Origin of the sequence: Pseudomonas sp. Xaverov 83 (assembly GCF_019352905.1) — a bacterium.
Taxonomy (GTDB): domain Bacteria; phylum Pseudomonadota; class Gammaproteobacteria; order Pseudomonadales; family Pseudomonadaceae; genus Aquipseudomonas; species Aquipseudomonas yamanorum.
Map to the genome: position 1 here is coordinate 217,483 of NZ_JAAAFU010000026.1, position 17,980 is coordinate 235,462.

At 61.1% G+C, this 17,980-nt stretch carries 16 protein-coding genes; 6 read left to right on the forward strand and 10 right to left on the reverse strand.

The window, feature by feature from the left end:
* Nucleotides 1–8: 8 nt before the first annotated feature.
* The 3 genes from K0H47_RS11055 to K0H47_RS11065 form a co-directional block, all read right to left on the reverse strand.
* Complete coding sequence (locus K0H47_RS11055; RefSeq protein WP_218262812.1) at nt 9–1,421, reverse strand: PLP-dependent aminotransferase family protein; 1,413 nt, start codon at nt 1,419–1,421, stop codon at nt 9–11.
* A gap of 24 nt (nt 1,422–1,445) precedes the next feature.
* The gene (locus K0H47_RS11060) at nt 1,446–2,855 is read right to left on the reverse strand and encodes a hypothetical protein (RefSeq protein ID WP_235616462.1); all 1,410 of its coding nucleotides are present in this window, start codon (nt 2,853–2,855) and stop codon (nt 1,446–1,448) included.
* A 651-nt stretch (nt 2,856–3,506) separates the two neighbouring features.
* A complete protein-coding gene (locus K0H47_RS11065) occupies nt 3,507–4,529 on the reverse strand; it encodes a zinc-dependent alcohol dehydrogenase family protein (protein WP_017479702.1) in 1,023 nt (340 codons plus the stop codon).
* Between the two features lie 248 nt (nt 4,530–4,777).
* Here K0H47_RS11065 and K0H47_RS11070 point away from each other — a divergent pair, with 248 nt between their 5' ends.
* Nucleotides 4,778–5,692 carry a LysR family transcriptional regulator gene (locus tag K0H47_RS11070; protein ID WP_003217142.1) on the forward strand — a complete coding sequence of 305 codons (915 nt, stop codon included), beginning with the start codon at nt 4,778–4,780 and terminating at the stop codon, nt 5,690–5,692.
* Nucleotides 5,693–5,700: 8 nt separating this feature from the next.
* Here the strand turns inward: K0H47_RS11070 and K0H47_RS11075 are convergent, their stop codons facing one another.
* From K0H47_RS11075 to K0H47_RS11105, 7 genes are all read right to left on the reverse strand, one after another.
* Entirely contained in the window at nt 5,701–6,534 is an 834-nt protein-coding gene (locus K0H47_RS11075; protein ID WP_219272620.1) for an oxidoreductase, read from the reverse strand.
* 92 nt (nt 6,535–6,626) lie between these two features.
* Complete coding sequence (locus K0H47_RS11080; RefSeq protein WP_177025320.1) at nt 6,627–7,388, reverse strand: 1,6-dihydroxycyclohexa-2,4-diene-1-carboxylate dehydrogenase; 762 nt, start codon at nt 7,386–7,388, stop codon at nt 6,627–6,629.
* A gap of 10 nt (nt 7,389–7,398) precedes the next feature.
* Nucleotides 7,399–8,421: a benzoate 1,2-dioxygenase electron transfer component BenC gene (gene benC / locus K0H47_RS11085; RefSeq protein WP_219272622.1), complete on the reverse strand. Its 1,023-nt coding sequence runs from the start codon at nt 8,419–8,421 to the stop codon at nt 7,399–7,401.
* Between the two features lie 10 nt (nt 8,422–8,431).
* On the reverse strand, nt 8,432–8,920 hold the full coding sequence (gene benB, locus K0H47_RS11090) for a benzoate 1,2-dioxygenase small subunit (RefSeq protein WP_063030372.1): 489 nt from the start codon (nt 8,918–8,920) through the stop codon (nt 8,432–8,434).
* Nucleotides 8,917–10,293, reverse strand: coding sequence for a Rieske 2Fe-2S domain-containing protein (locus K0H47_RS11095; RefSeq protein ID WP_219272623.1), 1,377 nt, complete (start codon nt 10,291–10,293; stop codon nt 8,917–8,919). The genes benB and K0H47_RS11095 overlap by 4 nt, the downstream gene beginning before the upstream one ends.
* A gap of 85 nt (nt 10,294–10,378) precedes the next feature.
* On the reverse strand, nt 10,379–11,338 hold the full coding sequence (locus K0H47_RS11100; RefSeq protein WP_219272625.1) for an AraC family transcriptional regulator: 960 nt from the start codon (nt 11,336–11,338) through the stop codon (nt 10,379–10,381).
* Nucleotides 11,339–11,456: 118 nt separating this feature from the next.
* Nucleotides 11,457–12,857 carry an MFS transporter gene (locus K0H47_RS11105; RefSeq protein ID WP_219272626.1) on the reverse strand — a complete coding sequence of 467 codons (1,401 nt, stop codon included), beginning with the start codon at nt 12,855–12,857 and terminating at the stop codon, nt 11,457–11,459.
* Between the two features lie 258 nt (nt 12,858–13,115).
* Between K0H47_RS11105 and K0H47_RS11110 the strand changes: the two genes are divergently transcribed.
* The 5 genes from K0H47_RS11110 (at nt 13,116) to K0H47_RS11130 (ending at nt 17,979) form a co-directional block, all read left to right on the forward strand.
* Nucleotides 13,116–13,535: an SRPBCC family protein gene (locus tag K0H47_RS11110; RefSeq protein ID WP_219272629.1), complete on the forward strand. Its 420-nt coding sequence runs from the start codon at nt 13,116–13,118 to the stop codon at nt 13,533–13,535.
* Nucleotides 13,536–13,685: 150 nt separating this feature from the next.
* Nucleotides 13,686–14,618 (forward strand): LLM class oxidoreductase, encoded by a 933-nt coding sequence (locus tag K0H47_RS11115; protein ID WP_177025316.1) that lies wholly within the window; start codon nt 13,686–13,688, stop codon nt 14,616–14,618.
* 307 nt (nt 14,619–14,925) lie between these two features.
* Complete coding sequence (locus K0H47_RS11120; protein WP_093209728.1) at nt 14,926–15,771, forward strand: ABC transporter substrate-binding protein; 846 nt, start codon at nt 14,926–14,928, stop codon at nt 15,769–15,771.
* A 16-nt stretch (nt 15,772–15,787) separates the two neighbouring features.
* A complete protein-coding gene (locus K0H47_RS31290; protein ID WP_219272631.1) occupies nt 15,788–17,296 on the forward strand; it encodes an amino acid ABC transporter permease/ATP-binding protein in 1,509 nt (502 codons plus the stop codon).
* 17 nt (nt 17,297–17,313) lie between these two features.
* Complete coding sequence (locus K0H47_RS11130; protein WP_003210850.1) at nt 17,314–17,979, forward strand: GntR family transcriptional regulator; 666 nt, start codon at nt 17,314–17,316, stop codon at nt 17,977–17,979.
* The last annotated feature ends 1 nt before the right edge of the window (nt 17,980 follow it).

Sequence of the window (17,980 nt, forward strand, 5' to 3'; positions counted from 1 at the left end):
GTGAAATTTCATTCGGCGCCGGTCTGTGCCTGCCTCAACGCCTGGGCCAGCTCATCCAGGGCGTTTTCCAGGTGATGCGCCCCGTCAAAGGTAGGGCTCAGCCGCAGGTGCTGGCGGTGCAGGCCGCTGATGCTGAACAGCTCTCCCGGCGCAATCACCACCTGCCGGGTGAGCAGGCGCTGGAACACCTGGCGCATGTCCACCACCGCCGTTGAGCGCAACCAGAAGGTGGCGCCAGCGGCAGGCATTCGGTAGCTCACCTGCTCCCCCAGATGCTCCTCCAGATGCTGGTTCATCAGTCGGGACTGCTCGTTGAGTTTCGGTCGCAACTCCCGCAGATGCTGGTCGATCCGCCCGCTGAGATAGAGCCGCGCAATCGCCCGCTGGCGGATGGAGGACAGCCGGAATTCGCGCAGCAGGAACTGGCGTTGCAGCTCGCTGCCCAAGTGGCGGGACAACAAATAGCCAAACGGCGCTTCGGGCCCGAGCATTTTTTCGAAGGTGGAAAACACCATCAGGCGCTCGGGGTTGGCCAGGTCACGCAAGGCGGTGGTCGGCTGCTCAAAGCCCAACTCGCCATGGCTGTCATTTTCTAACAACCAGCAGTCATGCCGGTTCAGCAACCGTACCAACTGCAGGCGGTCATGGGTGGACAGGACGATGCCGGACGGCAGGCTGACGCCCGAGGAGAGCAGCGCCAGTTGAACCGGCTCATTGCCGAGCATTTGCTCGAGCAGCTCCAGGTTCAGCCCGCCGTCGGCCGTGAACGGCAGTTCCAGGACCTTAACGCCCGCGCCCTGCAACAAGCGCAGGATCAACCAGTCACAGGGCGATTCCACGATGACCGCCGCGCCCTTGAGCCCCAGCACCTCAATCAGTATTTCCAGCACCCCGCGCAGATCGGCACCGATGTACACCTCATCAGCCTGCCAGCAGCGGGTGGGCGACGAGGTATAACGCGCTGCCAGCGCCGCGCGCAGCTCCCAGACGCCGCACGGCTGCGACCATGGCTGCAGATGACGCGGGTAGTGACGTAACAGTTCGCGCTCCAGCAGCAACAGTGCACCGTCCAAAGACGCCCCAAGTGCCGGTTCATCGGCGCTGAGCACCCGCATTCCCGGGCGCCGCGCACCGGCGTAGAGGCGCTCCAGCAGATCACCACCGCTACTGCCTGGCGGTTTATTCAATACCGGCCAGGCGTAGTAGCCCGACTTGGCCACCGAATAGACCCGGCCCTCCTTTTCCAGCAACGAGTACGCGTATTGAATGGTCGAGATCGACACGTTCAGGCGCTCCGATAATTGCCGCAATGATGGCAACTTTACCCGGGCATCGGTACCAACCTCGTTGATGAGGTTGATCATGTAGCGATACACCGCCTGGTAGGCGAAGTCGGTTTGCCTGTCGTCCTTGAGGTTCATCGCTGCTCACCCGCCGTCACCCCGTTAACGCCCGGTTGCCATGGCAGGCGCGCCTTGCTGCGGGGCTGCGGCCGCACACGGAACCGCGGTGGCCGGCCGTTTGCGATAGAGGTGCTGCAACAGGTGGATCGGCAGCCCGCTGATGTCGACAGCCCATTGCACCAGCATCTCGGCCACCGGTTTGCCTTGCAGCGCCTTGTGCAGCTCGGGAAGTGCCACCAGCATGCCGGGGTGGCAGTGGCGCAAAAAGCTCTCGAGGCGCTCCCCGTGACGGATAAACGGCGAAAACATCAGGCAGCTCAGTTGGCTTTCATCCAGCCCGAACAGCGCCTGGGCGTAGCCCGCGGACAAGGCGCGGCCTTCCGGGGTGGCAGCCTGGGCAATCATAGGTTCGGGAATCTGCTTGCGGCGCATGAACAGCAAGGCCTGCTGCACAAAGCCCAAGGCGCCCTCCTCGTAGTCCAGTTCCCGCAGGCACTCGGCCTGCAAGCCTCGCAGATGGGCCATCAACATAGGGTTCGCGTAGGTCGTGTGGCTGAAATGGAAGCCAAACTCGTCGGGTTTATAGTCCAGAAACTGCCGCAATAGCGGGCCGGACGGGTACTCGGCCGCCGCCATCAGGTCTGCCATGCAGATGTAGGCCATGTGGCGGTGATTGTCCTTTTCAGACATATCGACGACATCGTAGTGCTCACCGTAGACGTCGCAGTAATAAGCGTGACTCCACTCATCCATGCGCGCAAACAGCCCGCTGAGCATCAGGGGCTGGCGGGCCGGGACCTCTACCCCGGCCGCCAGCGCGGCTTTTTTCAGCCACGCAAGGTACTCGCGTTGCTTGCGCGCGGAATCACCGCTGACCAATGCATGCACGCCGCCATTCCACGTGGTCACACGCTGGTAAAAGTCGCCAAGGGCCAGATAGGCGTCGTTGCACAAGGTCTGGCGAAGATCGCCCGAGGTCAGGTGCCCCACCATCAGCATGTTGCGCCGGCTGGTGTCGCGCGCAGTGCCGGAGGCCGGCCGCAGGTGATTGAACGGCAACACTTCCTGGTTTTCCACCATCAACAGTTCGACACGCGGATCGTCATGCATAAACAGCGCGCTGTAGCCGCGATGCAACGTGTCCAGCGCCGATTGCGTCATGCCGGCATGGCGCAAGGTGGCGACGCGCAATTGAAAGGTCCGCGGCGCCCGGCCCGCGAGTGTCAGTTGTGCCGCCCGCAGCAAGGTCAAGGCGTAACTGGTGCCAGCCCCCGTACCGTGAGCCAGCAGCACCTTGTATTCACCGATCCGCTCCATGCCACCTGCCGCCACCACGATGCGTTGAATCAATAATTGAAGCGAGGTGCGTTCTGTTCGTGAGAAATGCCCTACCAAGCGTTGCAATACTTGTTGATAGACATAGTTCATGGCTTGCTCGTGAATAGCGCTCATAGTTCTACTACCTGAGTTGAAATATCAGTTTCGGGCAACCGTTAACGGTGTTTGCCCGACCTGTTGTTTCTGTAGGGGCGTTGCAACATGTGACTTCAATGAAAGATTAGCACCGCGCCATACCCGAAAACGCGCGCCTCAGGGCTCCCAGCCCAGGAAAAGCGCCGCGCTTCGGGGCTCAATGCTAAAACGGGCAATCTTAGGAATATTCTGACAACTTCCTACTCTGTCCTAACTTACAAATTAAAGAACCATCCGACATAACCAACTTTAATATAAGTTTTTCGCCTGGCCGGGCATATAGAGCATTATTGGATTTAACGGACGCACGGAGTAATTTCAGATATTCAATCATTGCTCAATCCTTGAGATGAAAGTGACCGCGCAATTATCAGCACTTGCGACGTGATTAACAGATACAGAACCGCCGCTAAAACCAGTTCAGATGGGAGCACCCGTGGGGTGTCGAATGTCCAGACACGACAACGCCGCACTGGGATTCAGGGCGGCGTCAGGGGTTGGGCAAGTGATTTATCGGGTTGAAACGTTGAAGTCCCGATTCAAGCGGTGAGCAGGTTAAGCCCTGTCAAATGGCGCATTTGCCCCATGCGCCCGGGGGCAGAAATACTCTCTTGAGAATATTCCCACAGATCAAACAGCTTCTACCTGCAAGGCCACGCGTTCGCGGCACGGGCATTCGTCCATATAACGGTGTGCTTCAACGAACTGACTGAAGGGAAATACCGTGGTCTTCAGCGGTATCAGCACCTTGTCAGCGGTCAGTTGATTGATGTCACGCAGGGCTCGCTGCAAGGCCACCTGGTCCTGGATGATGCCCAGTTCCGGTTTGCCGGTGAAGTTGCCGATGCAATGCACAAAGAACTGAATATTCTTCTGGAACGCCGCGCAGGCCGGGAATGGGGTCTGGTTGCCGCCTTGCAGACCGTACAGCACCAGGCTGCCACGAGGTGCCAGCACATCACCCAGCAACGACATCTGCGGGCCACCCAAGCCATCGAACACCACATCTACGCCGCGGTTGTCGGTGAACTTGTTGACTTGCATCAGCAGGTCCTGTTCTTCGGTAACGATGACCTTTTCCGCCCCGAGGGACAGCAGGTATTCGCGCTCATCACTGGTCTTGGTGGCGGCAATCACCCGCACACCCAAGGCTTTGCCCAGCTGCACAAACGATGGGCCGGCACAGTGACTGGCGTCCGTCACCAGGGCGAATTGCCCGGGTTTGACCCGCGCCAGGTCCATGTAGGCAAAGTAAGCAATCAGCAGCGGCGTGTAGTGCACACTGGCTTCAATCGGGCTCAAGACGTCCGGGTAACGGGTCAGGGCCGAACGCGGCAGGACGATCTGTTCGCCGTATACCGGGTAATCGTTCGGGCTCTCGGCCGGGAAGCTGGCAACTTTGTCACCCACCGCCAGGTCGTCAACACCCTCGCCAACGGCCACCACCACACCGGCCATTTCATGGCCCAGGCCGGATGGCAGGCGGGCATGGGACGACGCCAGGTTCTGGCGCCAGAGAATATCGTACCAGCTGATGCCAATCGCCTCGACGCGCACCTGCACTTCGCCCGGTGCGGGCTTAGCGGCTGCATGCTCTTCGCATTTGAGCACCTCGGCCGGACCAAACTTGTGAAAACGGATCGTGCGGGACATCGCAAACCTCGTCAAAGTAACCTCTATTGCCATGAACTCTATCTGGGCTTTCGGAGCAAGACCACCGGTCGCCGTTAATAGTCGACATGCCTGTCATTGATTCCGCACATACGGAAATCGCACCAGGCCATGTAGGAAAACTGAATTAGCCGGTGCAGAGTACCAGCCTTTCCCCGTAAGATTCATGCCGGTCATTGTTCTTATATGACCGCTCCCGTCAAGTTTACTGACGCCGCCTGGGACACAAGATGAACCGTAACGACCTCCGTCGTGTCGACCTCAACCTGTTGATCGTATTCGAAACCTTGATGCATGAGCGCAGTGTGACCCGCGCTGCCGAGAAATTGTTCCTTGGCCAGCCGGCCATCAGCGCGGCGTTGTCACGCCTGCGCGGCCTGTTCGACGACCCGTTGTTTGTGCGTACCGGGCGCAGCATGGAACCATCGGCCCGTGCAGTAGAAATCTTCGCCCTGCTCTCCCCGGCGCTGGATTCGATTTCCACCGCCGTCAGCCGCGCCTCCGAATTCGACCCGGCCACCAGCACCGCCGTATTCCGCATCGGCCTGTCGGACGACGTCGAATTCGCCCTGCTGCCACTGCTGCTCAAGCGCCTGCGGGCCGAAGCCCCCGGCATAGTGCTGGTGGTGCGCCGCGTCAACTACATCCTGATGCCCGGCCTGCTGGCCTCCGGGGAAATCTCGATTGGCGTGAGCTACACCACCGATTTGCCGGCCAACGCCAAGCGTAAGGTCCTGCGCCGCAGCAAGCCGATGCTGCTGCGGGCCGACAGCATGCCGGGCTCCATGAGCCTGGATGACTTCTGTGCGCGGCCCCATGCCCTGGTGTCGTTTGCCGGGGATTTGAGCGGGTTTCTCGATGAAGAACTGGAGAAACTGGGCCGCAAGCGCCATGTGGTGCTGGCGGTGCCGCAGTTCAATGGGTTGGGGACGTTGCTGGCGGGGACCGATATTGTCGCGACCGTGCCGGACTATGCCGCTGAAGCGCTGACTTCAGCGGGTGGGTTGCGGGCTGAAGAGCCGCCGTTGCCGGTGCGTACGTTTGAATTGCACATGGCGTGGCGTGGGTCACAGGACAATGACCCGGGGGAACGGTGGTTGCGGTCGAGGATTCAGATGTTTTTTGGGGATCCGGACAGTCTCTGATTCACTGTTTAACCATCCGTAGAACGCGTCAGTGCCTCCCACTGATCAATATCCCTCAGGGATTGCATCAGTTTTTCCCGCACATAACCCAGCGCATCACTGCCCAGCAGCAAATGCGCCGGTGGGTGGTCGCTGGCAATCAGCGTCAACATCGCCTGCGCGGCTTTTTGTGGGTCACCCAATTGGTGGCCGCTTTTCTCTTCCCGCGCCTGGCGCACCGGATCAAAGCTCGCATCGTAGTCGGCGATACTGCGCGGCGTACGCTGCATGGACCGCCCGGCCCAATCGGTGCGAAACGAACCCGGCGCCACGGCAGTGACAAAGATGTTGAACGGCTTGAGTTCTTTGCTCAGGGTGTCGGAGATGCCTTCCAGCGCGAATTTGCTCCCGCAGTAATAGGCGATGCCCGGCATGGTGATCGTGCCGCCCATGGAGGTGATGTTGATGATGTGCCCACGGCGGCGCTGGCGGAAGTACGGCACGAAGGCCTTGGTTACGGCAACGGCGCCGAACACATTGACGTCGAACTGACGACGCATGTCCTCCAGGGGCGACTCTTCGAAAATCCCCTCATGGCCGTAACCCGCATTGTTCACCAGGACGTCCACCGGGCCGAAACGGGTTTCCACCTCGGCAACGACGCTGTCGATCCGCTCAAAATCCGTGACGTCCAGAATTACCCCGTGGGCGCGTTCCGCCGACAACGCTTCGAACGCTTGCAGGGCCGTCTCATTGCGTACGGTCCCGATGACTCGGTGGCCGGCAGCCAATGCCTCTGCTGCCAGCGCTTTTCCAAAGCCGCTGCTGATGCCGGTGATGAACAGTGTTTTTTGAGTAGTCATGAAAAATGGCTCTTGGTGGATGTACTCCCATGGTAGTCATGGTAATCACTGTCGACCTATGCCGGTAAATCTATGAGGTTTGCCTATTCCTATCAGCCGAGGTCGCCGCCACCTACCGGCAAGGTCACGCCCGTGATGTAAGAGGCCTCATCGGAGGCAAGAAACAGGATCGCGCCGGCCTGTTCGTCGATGCTGCCATAGCGCTTCATCGGGCTGCTGTCGAGGGTCTGGTCGACGATCTGTTGGTACCAGACCCGCTCCTGGTCGCTCTGGGGCTGGCTGTTGCGCGGGATCCGACGTGGCGGCGCCTCGGTGCCGCCGGGTGCGGTGGCGTTGACCCGGATCCCGCTGCCGGCAGTCTCCAGGGCCAGGCATGCGGTCAGGGCGTTGACGCCGCCCTTGGCGGCGCCATAGGGCACGCGGTTCACCCCACGGGTGGCGACGGACGAAACATTGACGATGGCACCACTGCCCTGCTCCAGCATGTAGGGCAACACGCAATGGCAGCACCACAACGTGGGGAACAGCGAACGACGCACTTCAGCCTCGATTTCGTTCTCGGCGTAATGTTCGAAGGGCTTGGCCCAGATGGTCCCGCCGACGTTGTTGACCAGAATGTCGATACGCCCGAAACGCGCCTTGGCAGCGGCCATCACGCGCGCGCATTCGGCGTGCTGCTCCAGGTCGGCAGTGAGGACCAGCGCCCGCTCATGCTGCAACTCATGCACGAGTTCCGAGCGGTCGACCACCACCAGCCAGGCGCCCTCTTCCAGCAAACGCTCGGCAACACGTCGGCCAATGCCTTGGGCGGCGCCGGTGACCAGCGCGACCTTGTTGTTGAAACGTGGGTTCATGGTGCTTTCCTCAGGCGGCGTCGCCGGTGGCGATGGCGTTGGGCGTGAACTTCTCGTAATGGAAGCTGGCGGGGGTTACGCCCTGGTTCTTGAAGTGTTGGCGTACCGCGTCGACCATCGGAGGCGGCCCGCACAGGTACACATCCACGTCGCCGTCGTTCAGCATGTCTGCGGCCATGTGTTGGGTGACATAGCCCTGGTGTGGGTGCGCCGTCTGTGGGTCGGCCACGCAGGTGACAAAACTGAAATTGGGCAGACGTTTGGCGAAGGCTTCCAGCACCTCGACCATCACCCGGTCCTGATCCCGCGTCACGCCGTAGATCAGCCGTACCGGCCGGGTTTCCACACGTTCGGCCAACACTTCGAGCATCGACAGGAACGGCGCCAACCCGGTGCCGCCCGCCAGCAACAGCAATGGCCGCGCCACTTCACGCAGGTAGAAACTCCCCAGTGGTCCGGTCATCCGTACCGTGTCGCCCGGCTGGGCGCGCTCCAGCCAGCCACTCATCAGCCCGCCGCACACATGCTTGATCAGGAAGCTGGCGCGTTTGGCGCCTGGCTTGCTGCTGAAGGAATACGAGCGGGTCTGCCCGCTGTCCGGCACGCCGATATTCACGTATTGGCCCGGAAGGAATACCGGTGCCTGGTCCAGCTCGAAACTCACCTCCAGGGCGGCATCGGCATGCCGGGTAATGCTCGCCACCGTCGCGGCAAACTGCGCGGTGCCGGTCTTGCACGCACCGGACGGCACCGGCACGGCAATCACGCAGTCAGACTGCGGCACCATCTGGCAGGTCAACACCTGGCGCTCGCCGGCTTCATCCTCGCTCAGGGCGTCTTCGATATAGTCGTCGCCCAAATCATAGGCGCCGGTTTCACAGCGGCATTTGCAGGTACCGCACACACCGTCCGAGCAGTCCATGGGCAGGTTGATACGTTGGCGAAAGGCCGCGTCGAGGACCTTTTCACCCACCTTGCAGTCGATGAAACGGGTCACCCCGTCCTCGAAGTTCAGGGCAATGGAGTACGTCATGGGCATGTCCTCAGATGTGGTAGATATCGATGACCTGATGGATGTAGTCGTTTTTCAGCACCACCTTCTTGCGCGTGATCAGCGGCTGTTCGGCGCGGATGTCGAGGCGATAGAACGAGGTGCCGAAGTACGTATCCGTGGTCTTGTAGCGATGGCTGAGGGTTTGCCAGTTGAAACGCAGTTCCACGTGTTGCCCGTCATCGGCCAGCACTTCGAGGTTGGTGATCAGGTGCGCGGTGCGTGGCTCCGGGGTGCTGGCGCTGGAGCGCTCGGTCTTGATCCGGAACACCCGGTCTTCCAGGCCGTCACGGCTGGGGTAATAGATCAGCGAGATTTCGCTCTGGGGGTCTTCGGTCAGGGTGTCGTGGTCGTCCCAGGCCGGCATCCAGTACTCGACCTTGGGTGAATAGCATTCGAGCCACTCATCCCATTGGCGGTCATCCAGCAGGCGCGCTTCGCGGTATAGAAAATCCAGCAGGCGGTCGCGGGAAGTACTCATGACAGCACCTCCTTGTCCGTGGCGATCAGGCCTTGCTGCTCGCGTTCAATGGCACGTTGCAGGCTCTGGGCCCAATGGGCGTGCTGGCGCACGAACAGCCCTTCGTCCTCGGTTTTGACGCCACTGAGTTGCGGATTCATGCCCATGGCCCGGGCGTTGTCGTCGGCGCCTTCCACCCATTGTTTCGCGCCGCGGCTGAGGTCATTCCACAAGGTGGTCGCGCCCTGGTAGCCGGTTTGGCAGGCGCGGAACTCTTCGAGGTCGTCCGGCGTACCCATGCCGCTGACGTTGAAGAAATCTTCGTACTGGCGAATGCGCGTGGTGCGTTCCTCGGCACTTTCGCCCTTGGGCGCCATGCAGTAGATCGTGACCTCGGTCTTGTCGACGGCAATCGGCCGCACCACGCGGATCTGCGTGGAGAACTGGTCCATCAGGTATACATTTGGATAGAGGCACAGGTTGCGGGTTTGATCGACGATAAAGTCCGCACGCTCCTGGCCCAGGCGCTCGGCCAGCGCCTCGCGGTGTGCGTGCACCGGGCGTACTTCGGGATTGAGCAGGCGCGTCCACAGCAGGATATGGCCGTGCTCGAAGGCGTAGACGCCGCCCAGGCTTTTCGACCAGCCATTGGCGTCGACAGTGCGCGTGCCTTCGGCTTCGTAATTGCGGCGGCCCATGGTCGCCGAGTAATTCCAGTGCACGGAACTGACGTGATAACCGTCGGCGCCGTTCTCGATCTGCAGCTTCCAGTTGCCGTCATACACATACGACGAACTGCCCCGCAGCACTTCCAGGCCCAGCGGTGCCTGGTCCACCATCTGGTCGATGATCACCCGGGTTTCCCCCAGGTAGTCGCTGAGTTCCGGCACCGTCTCGCTGAGGCTACCGAACAGGAAACCGCGATAGTTTTCGAAGCGACCAAGGCGCTTGAGGTCGTGGGAGCCGTCACAGTCGAAGCTGTCGGGATAGGCGCCGGTCTTGGCGTCCTTCACTTTGAGCAGCTTGCCGGCGTTGCTGAAGGTCCAGCCGTGGAACGGGCAGGTAAATGAGCCTTTGTTGCCTTGTTTACGGCGGCAGAGCATGGCGCCACGGTGGGCGCAGGCGTTGACCAGGCCGTGCAGCGTACCTTCCTTGTCGCGAGTGATGACCACGGGTTGGCGGCCGATCCAGGTGGTGAAGTAGTCGTTGATCTCTGGCACCTGGCTTTCGTGTGCCAGGTAGACCCAACCGCCTTCGAAAATGTGCTTCATTTCCAGGGCAAACAGGTCGGGGTCGGTGAAGATGTCGCGGCGGCAGCGGAACACCCCGGTGGCGGGATCTTCCTGGACGGAGTCGCGCAATTGTCGGGCGAGTCGGTCGAATGTGCTGATCATGGGGTAGGCCCTCGGTTGTTCTTGTATCAGGCGCCCCCACCTTATGTGCTTGCCCTACCCCTCAATATCCGCTGACTGCAATTCGCTATCCACCTGGCGCAAGCCGACGCTTCCATGTCTGCGAAGGCAGCTCGCCAAAGCGTTTGCGATAGGCCTGGGAGAAACGTCCCAGGTGCACGAACCCGTGATCCAGCGCCACCTCGGTGACGCTGCGCGCCGTGGCCAGTTGCAGCATGGCATGCACCCGCTCCAGCTTGCGCTGGCGCATGTAGTCCCGAGGCGACAGGCCGACCTGGCGTTCAAACAGGGTATACAGCGACCGCTCGCTGACCCTGGCGATGGCCATCAGTTGTTCGACGCTGATGTCGTCCGTCAGGTGCTCTTCGATAAACTGGCGCACCGCTTCAAAGCCACCGCCTTGATCAGGCCGCGGGATCACCCGCAGGACGTTACTGGCCAGCAGCGCCAATAACTTATTGGCCACGATGCGCTCGTACAGGCCCTGCACTTCCGGTTCGGCAGCGTTTTCGGCCTCATGACAGATCAGCCCCAGCAGTTGCAGGAACCCGCCCATTTCAGTGAGTGCATGGCGCGGCGCCGCGAAACGGATGCCCGGCTGCGGCAACGTCCAGTGCTGTTCAAGGCAAGCGTTTTCCAGCAGGCGCACCGGCACTTTGACGATGAACTTCTCACAGTCGGCGGAATAGGTCAGGTCCACCGGGTCATCCGGGTTGATCAGCAGCACTTCCCCCGGGCCCAGCACCTCTTCTTCGCCACGGGAATTCGAGCGGCAGTGGCCGTGCAGCAGGATTTGCAGGTGGTAGATGGTTTCCAGCGCCACCGATGTCACCTGCACCGGCGCACCGTAGCTGATGCGGCACAGGTCGAGGCTGGAGAAGGTTCGGTGACTGATGCTCGCCTGCGGGCGGCCCTTGGGTGGCAGGCGGATGCAGTGGCTGCCTACGTGCTGGTTGACATAGTCGGACACGGCATAGGCATCTGCACGATCGAAAATCTGGCTGCGCTCACTCAATAGCACGGTCATGGTTGCGCCTTTTATTGTTATGGGCCCTGCGTCTGTACGTCACCGCAGAGTGATGCGGGGGACTCGAACCGTCCAATATTCAATAGGTGTTGCTTCATACCCCGTAGGTATCGTGGGTTCACTTGCGTTGCAGCACTGACTCCCCGGCCTGGGGCGGCAACCGCAGGTTATCCAGCAACGCCACGCCGGCAATCACCGCCACCAGCAGAAACGTCAGCTGGAAATCGGCGGTGGCGGCCTGCCCGGTATTGCCGTGGAAGCTCATCGCAAACCGCAGCAACAACGCACCAATCGCCACGCCCATGGCCATGCTCAGCTGGAAAAACATGCTGAACAAGGTTGAAGCGTCGCTCATTTGCGCCTTGGGTATATCGGCAAACCCGAGGGTATTGAACAAGGTGAACTGCATGGAGCGTGACAGGCCACCCACGAACAGAATGAACAGGATCAGCGCCCAACTCATGCGCTCGTCCAGCAATCCACAGGCCGCAATCGCCAGTACGCCGAGGACGCCGTTGATCATCAGCACCGGGCGAAAGCCCCAGCGCTGCATCACCGACGTGGTGAACGGCTTCATCGCCAGGTTGCCGGCAAATACCGCGAGCACCAGCAGCCCCGCGTCGAAGGCAGAAAGGCCGAACGCCAGTTGAAACATCAAGGGCAGCAGGAACGGCAAGGTACTGATGGCCACCCGAAAAATCGACCCGCCACACAGGCACACACTGAAGGTGCGCACGCTCACCACACCCAGGGCCATTAACGGCTGGGCATGCCGGCGCATATGGCGCCAGGCAAAGGCACCGAGCATCAAACCGGCACCGCTGAGCAATAGGCCCTGCAACAAGCTGCCACGGCTTTGCCCGAGCAGTTCGACACCGTACAACAGCGCCGCGCTCGCGACGCCTACCAGCAGGAAACCGCTGAAGTCGAAGGTGCGGGCAGTGACCTCATCGTGCTTGGGGATCAATACCAGCGTGGCGATTAACGCCAGCAGGCCGAGTGGCAGGTTGAGGTAGAAAATCCACGGCCAGGACGCGTGGGTAACGATAAACCCGCCCACCGGCGGCCCAAGTATCGGCGCCACCAGGCCGGGCCAGGTGATGAATGAAATCGCCCGCACCAGGTCTTTCTTCTCGGTCGAGCGCAGCACCGCCAGGCGTCCCACCGGCACCATCATCGCCCCACTGATGCCCTGCAACACGCGCGCGGCGACGAAGGTTTCGAGGCTGTCACTCCAGCCGCAGAGCAATGACGACACGCTGAACAGCACAATCGCCGAACCGAATACCCGCCGCGAACCGAAGCGGTCGGCCAGCCAGCCGCTGATGGGAATAAACACCGCGACGGCAAGCATGTAGGCGCTCATGCCGATATTCACGTCCACCGCACCCACCCCGAAGGTTTTGGCGATGTCCGGCAACGCGGTGGCGATCACCGTGGCGTCCAGGTTTTCCATGAAGAAAGTGACGGCGACCAACAAGGCAATCAAGGTTGAGCGGCGTTGGGAGATCGACGTCATCGCTGTTCACTCATGGTTTCGAACCGGCACTTTATCAATAAGCGGGTTTTATAGGCGCGACTTCACTGTGCGAGCGCCAGTTTATTCAGTGCATTTTTGATTCCTGCTCACAAGACCTTTTCCGGAATCGACATTTTGCTCACGCAAGGCTGAAGGGATACTACCGGGCTTGCGTATGGCGCACACCGGTGTGCCCGTGGCTATGTTCAAACCACGCCAGTCACGCTATCAATCCCCTCCTTTCCTACAGGTAAATACATGAGTGAAGTCCGTATTTTGATCAACATTGCACGTCCTGCCGAACAGGTCTGGGCGCTCCTCGGCGGGTATGACTGGCTGCCGCGCTGGCTCAATATTATCGAGAGCAGCACTCTGGCTGACGGTGGGCGCACACGTCACCTGAAAACTATCGACGGTGCGACCATCGTCGAGCGTTTGCTCACTTTCGACGACGACCAGAAGCAGTACACCTATGCCCTGCTCGAAGGCCCCGCACCGGTCACCGGCTATGTCGGCATGATGTCGGCGGAGGACGATGGCAATGGCGGGACGGTGGCGTGCTGGTCCAGCACCTTTTCCGTCCAGGGCGCGGATGAGGCAGAGGTTGTTCGCGAGTTCGAGGCCCTCTACCGCAAAGGGCTGGAACGCCTGAAAGCCGTTGTCGAATCCACGGACTGACACTGGAGCAAGCCGACGCCGCTCCTCAGTCGTGCATTCCCGGCAAGATTATTGTGCTTGCCGATGCATTTTTCTCCTGGCTCAGGGCGCAGATACTGCCATCAATCACCCGCAAAGCGCCCCCGCATCACGCAGGGCGCAGGAGACCTGATGAACTCACATTTTCAACGCTTGCTTGGCCCCGGCAACTTCTCCATCGGCCTGGAATTGCCGCTGGACAACGATTGGTCCACCAGCGGCCAACGCTCGCGCATCGCACAAAAACGCCCCTTTGGCGTGCCCGACCTGAAGCAGCATGCCGAACTGGCTCGATTGGCGGACGAACGTGGCTTTCGAGCGCTGTGGGTGCGTGATGTGCCGGTCTATGACCCGAACTTCGGGGATGCGGCCCAGGTGTTCGAAACGTTTTCCTACCTGGGTTACCTGGCCGGTATCACCCGCAACATCATGCTCGGCACGGCGGCCGTGGTATTGCCGCTACGCCAGCCGTGGTTGACCCTCAAGGCAGCCAATAGCATCGACGAACTCAGCGGCGGCCGCCTGTTGTTGGGCGTGGCCAGTGGTGACAGGCCGATGGAATACCCGCTGTTCGGTGTCGACTACGACCAGCGCGGGGCGCAATTTCGCAGTGCCGTCGAACTGCTGAAAAGCCAGGGCGCCGGACGCCTGCCCGCGGGTGCCGAGTTGTTACCGCAGCGTGACGAGCCGTTCCCGCTGCTGGTCGCTGGGCTTGGCCAACAGTCACCCGCCTGGATTGGCGAGCACATGGATGGCTGGCTCGCCTACCCGGGAACGCCGCAGGAGCATCGTCGGCGCGTGGGGCTCTGGCGTGAGGTCGGTGCAGACAAACCCTACATCAGCTTTTTGCACCTGGACCTTGAAGCCAATCCCCATTCGCCGATGAAGCCGCTGCGTTTCGGCGGGCGTGGCGGGCGAAACGCACTGATTGATGAGTTGGAGGCGTTGCGCGATTCGGGTGTGCAACATATCGGCCTGCATCTGCGTCACAGCGAACGCCCCGTCGCCGAGGTGATTGAAGAGCTTGCCGAGTATGTGTTGCCGGTGTTCCACCGCGCAGCCTGAAGCGCTACTCATTGGCGGCCTGAGTCCTGTATCGACAGCGCTCGGGCCATTTACCTACACCCCCTACCCCCGTTAAGACCTCCCGTCCTCACCTCGCAATATTTCAATCCTCTACGCCCCACTACGTAGCGCTCGGTAACGAATCGCACTGATTTGGTGTGCGCGCTCGCAAAAAAACGTCTCACGCACGTAAAAACTGATCAAAAGACCTTAATTTCCAACACTTGGCACGATAACCGCTTACTCACTATTACAGGATTGTTGAACAATCTAAATCTCCCTGCATCCAGCAACCGAGGCGACGAACATGCAAAAAGGTCTGAAGGGCAAGAACACCCTGCGCACATTGGGGCTAGCGATCACCCTGGCGTGCGTGACGCCGCTACTGTCGGCTGCCGAGATCAAGGGCACCCTGAAACCGGGCGAGCTGTCCATCGGCTCCGACCTCACCTACCCGCCTTACACCTACCTTGAGCAAAAGACCCCGGCCGGTTTCGACCCGGAGTTCATGCAGTTGATGGGCAAGCAACTGGGGCTGAAGCCGCGCTTTCTCGACACCCGCTTTGCCAACCTGATCCTCGGCGTCAACGCCCGGCGTTTCGACGTGGTGGCCTCGGCGCTGTATGTCACGCCAGAACGCGCCAAGCAGGTGGATTTCCTCAGCTACCTGAAGACCGGTTCTTCGCTGATGGTGCTCAGCGCCGGCGACTTCAAGCCCCAGCGCCCGGAAGACCTGTGCGGCAAGCGTGTCGGGTCGATCAAGGGCGCGTCGTGGGTGCCAAAGCTGAACAAGGTTTCGGCGGACTACTGCCTCCCTGCGGGCAAGCCGGCGATCGAGTCGCGTGAGTTCCCGACGTCGCCGGAAGCCGCCCAGGCCCTGCTCGCCCAAGCGGTCGACGTGCAGATGGAAGACGCGGCGGTCGCCAAGATCACCGTGGAAAAGCTGCAAGGCAAAACCGTGATCAGCTCCAGCGAGTTGATCTACCCGGTGGTGGTCGGCCTGGCCGTGCGCAAGGAAAACCCGGCACTGCTCCAGGCGCTGACCGGCGCCCTGAGCCAGATCAAGCAGGACGGCAGCTACGGCAAGCTGCTGGCGCGCTACAACCTGGCCGAGCCGAACGCCGCCGAGATCAGTGCGGCACTGGGTAACTGAAACGCGGAGCACCTTTATGCAATTCGATTGGCACTACACCCTGGGCTTGTTATGGAACGGCGACTTCTGGCGAGCCGTCGGCACCGTGGTCGAACTGAGCCTGGAAACCTGGCTGCTGGGCATTGTGCTGGGGTTTTTCCTGGCCCTGGCGCGGCAGTCGGAGCGCCGCTGGCTGCGGGACTCTGCCGGCGTCTACATCTGGTTCTTCCGCAGCCTGCCGTTGCTGGTCCTGTTGATTTTCGTCTACAACCTGCCGCAGGTGTTTCCGTCCACCAGCGTGGTGTTGTCCAACCCCTACTCCGCGGGCCTGATTGCCCTGGTGCTGAGTGAGGCGGCCTACATCGCCGAGATTCATCGGGGCGGCTTGCTGGCGGTGGTCAAGGGGCAGCGCGAAGCCGGCAAGGCGTTGGGCGTGGGTTATCGCGGCGTGCAGCGCCTGATCGTGGTGCCCCAGGCGCTGCGGGTGGCATTGCCGACACTGGCCAACGAATACATCACCATCGTCAAGCTGACCTCGCTGGTGTCGGTGATTTCGCTTTCGGAAATCCTGCTGGTGGGCCAACAGCTCTACACCCAGAACTTCCTGGTGATGGAGACCATGCTGGCCGTGGCGTTCTATTACGTGTTCATCGTGACGGTGTTCAGCTGGCTGCTGCGGGTGCTGGAAAACCACTTGGACGTGACCCGCCGCAAACCCAAGGCAATCGCGCCCGCTGAACTCGACCAGGTGGCGACGCGTCGTGCGTCTGGCCAGGCCGAGCCCGGCGAGTTTGCGTTGCAGGCCCGCGGGGTGCGCAAGGCCTATGGCGAGCTGGAAGTGCTCAAGGGCGTCGAACTGAATGTGCGCTGGGGCGAGGTGGTATCGATTATTGGCCCGTCAGGCTCGGGCAAGACCACGCTGATTCGCACCATGAACGGCCTCGAAAGCCTGGACCGTGGCGAAATCACCCTGCAAGGCCAGCCGTTCCTGCGTGGCACCCGGGAGCCCCAAGGGGCGCTGGCTCACAAAGTGCATATGCGCGGCATCGTGCATGTCGGCATGGTGTTCCAGGGGTTCAACCTGTTCCCGCATAAAACCGCCCTTGAGAACGTGATGCTCGCGCCCGTCTACCATGCCCATGGGGGCGGCGAAGAACTGCGTCTTTTGAGCCTGGCGCTGCTGCGCAAGGTCGGCATGCTGGAGCACGCCGGCAAGTACCCGCATCAATTGTCCGGCGGCCAACAGCAGCGTGTGGCAATTGCGCGGGCCTTGGCGATGCGGCCGTCGGTGATGCTGTTTGACGAACCCACCTCGGCCCTCGACCCGGAACTGGTGGGCGACGTGCTGGCGGTGATCGAGGAATTGGCTCGCGAGGGCATGACCATGGTCATCGTCACCCATGAAATGAACTTCGCGTTCAAGCTCTCCGATCGTGTGGTGTTCATGGAAGGCGGCGAGATTATCCAGGACGCCCCGCCGCGCGACATGCTCGAGCAACGCAGCGAACGCATGACCAAGTTCCTCAAAGACGTCCAACTGGCGTGAGCCCAAGGAGCCCCAACGTGAGCCAAGCCAAGGAACCCAGCCTGTCGCTGGCCGACCAGGTTGCCATAGAACTGCGCGAAGACATCATCGGCGGCCGCCTGCTGCCCGGCATGCCGCTGGTGGAGAGCGAACTGGTCAACGCCTACAACGCCTCGCGCAACACGGTGCGTGAAGCCTTGCACCACCTGGGCCGCGAAGGCCTGACCAGCTACGTGCGCAACAAAGGCGTGATCGTGCGCCGCCTCGGGGTGGAGGAAGTGCGTGACATCTTCAAGGTGCGACGCACCCTGGAGCTGCAGGCCATCGCCGCCAGCAAGCCGCTGCGCGAATACCAGTCCGACCTGATGCTCGAGTCCATCGAGGCCGCGCAACTGGCCCAGGACCGCGAGAACTGGCAAGCCTTCGGCACCCACAGCCTGCGCTTTCATCAACACATTGTCGGGCTGATGCGCAGCCCGCTGCTGGACGAGTTTTTTACCCATATTGCAGCCCAGATGCGCCTGGTGTTTTCCAACGCGCCCAGCGAGGAAACCTTCCAGAAGCCCTGGCTGGAGCGCGACCGGCAGATTCACGACTTGCTGGTTGACGGCCACAAACAAGCCGCCGGGGAAGCCCTGGCCAGCTACCTCAATGACTCCGAATCGCTGCTGCTGGACATCCTGAGCAGCATTCCAAAACCCTGAA

Coding starts and splice junctions, on each gene's coding strand:
- K0H47_RS31290 (WP_219272631.1), top strand. CDS start 15,788: ATGCAATTCGATTGGCACTACACCCTGGGCTTGTTATGGAACGGCGAC.
- K0H47_RS11065 (WP_017479702.1), bottom strand. CDS start 4,529: ATGTCCCGCACGATCCGTTTTCACAAGTTTGGTCCGGCCGAGGTGCTC.
- K0H47_RS11115 (WP_177025316.1), top strand. CDS start 13,686: ATGAACTCACATTTTCAACGCTTGCTTGGCCCCGGCAACTTCTCCATC.
- K0H47_RS11100 (WP_219272625.1), bottom strand. CDS start 11,338: ATGACCGTGCTATTGAGTGAGCGCAGCCAGATTTTCGATCGTGCAGAT.
- K0H47_RS11120 (WP_093209728.1), top strand. CDS start 14,926: ATGCAAAAAGGTCTGAAGGGCAAGAACACCCTGCGCACATTGGGGCTA.
- K0H47_RS11105 (WP_219272626.1), bottom strand. CDS start 12,857: ATGACGTCGATCTCCCAACGCCGCTCAACCTTGATTGCCTTGTTGGTC.
- K0H47_RS11070 (WP_003217142.1), top strand. CDS start 4,778: ATGAACCGTAACGACCTCCGTCGTGTCGACCTCAACCTGTTGATCGTA.
- benC (WP_219272622.1), bottom strand. CDS start 8,421: ATGACGTACTCCATTGCCCTGAACTTCGAGGACGGGGTGACCCGTTTC.
- K0H47_RS11110 (WP_219272629.1), top strand. CDS start 13,116: ATGAGTGAAGTCCGTATTTTGATCAACATTGCACGTCCTGCCGAACAG.
- K0H47_RS11080 (WP_177025320.1), bottom strand. CDS start 7,388: ATGAACCCACGTTTCAACAACAAGGTCGCGCTGGTCACCGGCGCCGCC.
- K0H47_RS11075 (WP_219272620.1), bottom strand. CDS start 6,534: ATGACTACTCAAAAAACACTGTTCATCACCGGCATCAGCAGCGGCTTT.
- K0H47_RS11060 (WP_235616462.1), bottom strand. CDS start 2,855: ATGAGCGCTATTCACGAGCAAGCCATGAACTATGTCTATCAACAAGTA.
- benB (WP_063030372.1), bottom strand. CDS start 8,920: ATGAGTACTTCCCGCGACCGCCTGCTGGATTTTCTATACCGCGAAGCG.
- K0H47_RS11055 (WP_218262812.1), bottom strand. CDS start 1,421: ATGAACCTCAAGGACGACAGGCAAACCGACTTCGCCTACCAGGCGGTG.
- K0H47_RS11095 (WP_219272623.1), bottom strand. CDS start 10,293: ATGATCAGCACATTCGACCGACTCGCCCGACAATTGCGCGACTCCGTC.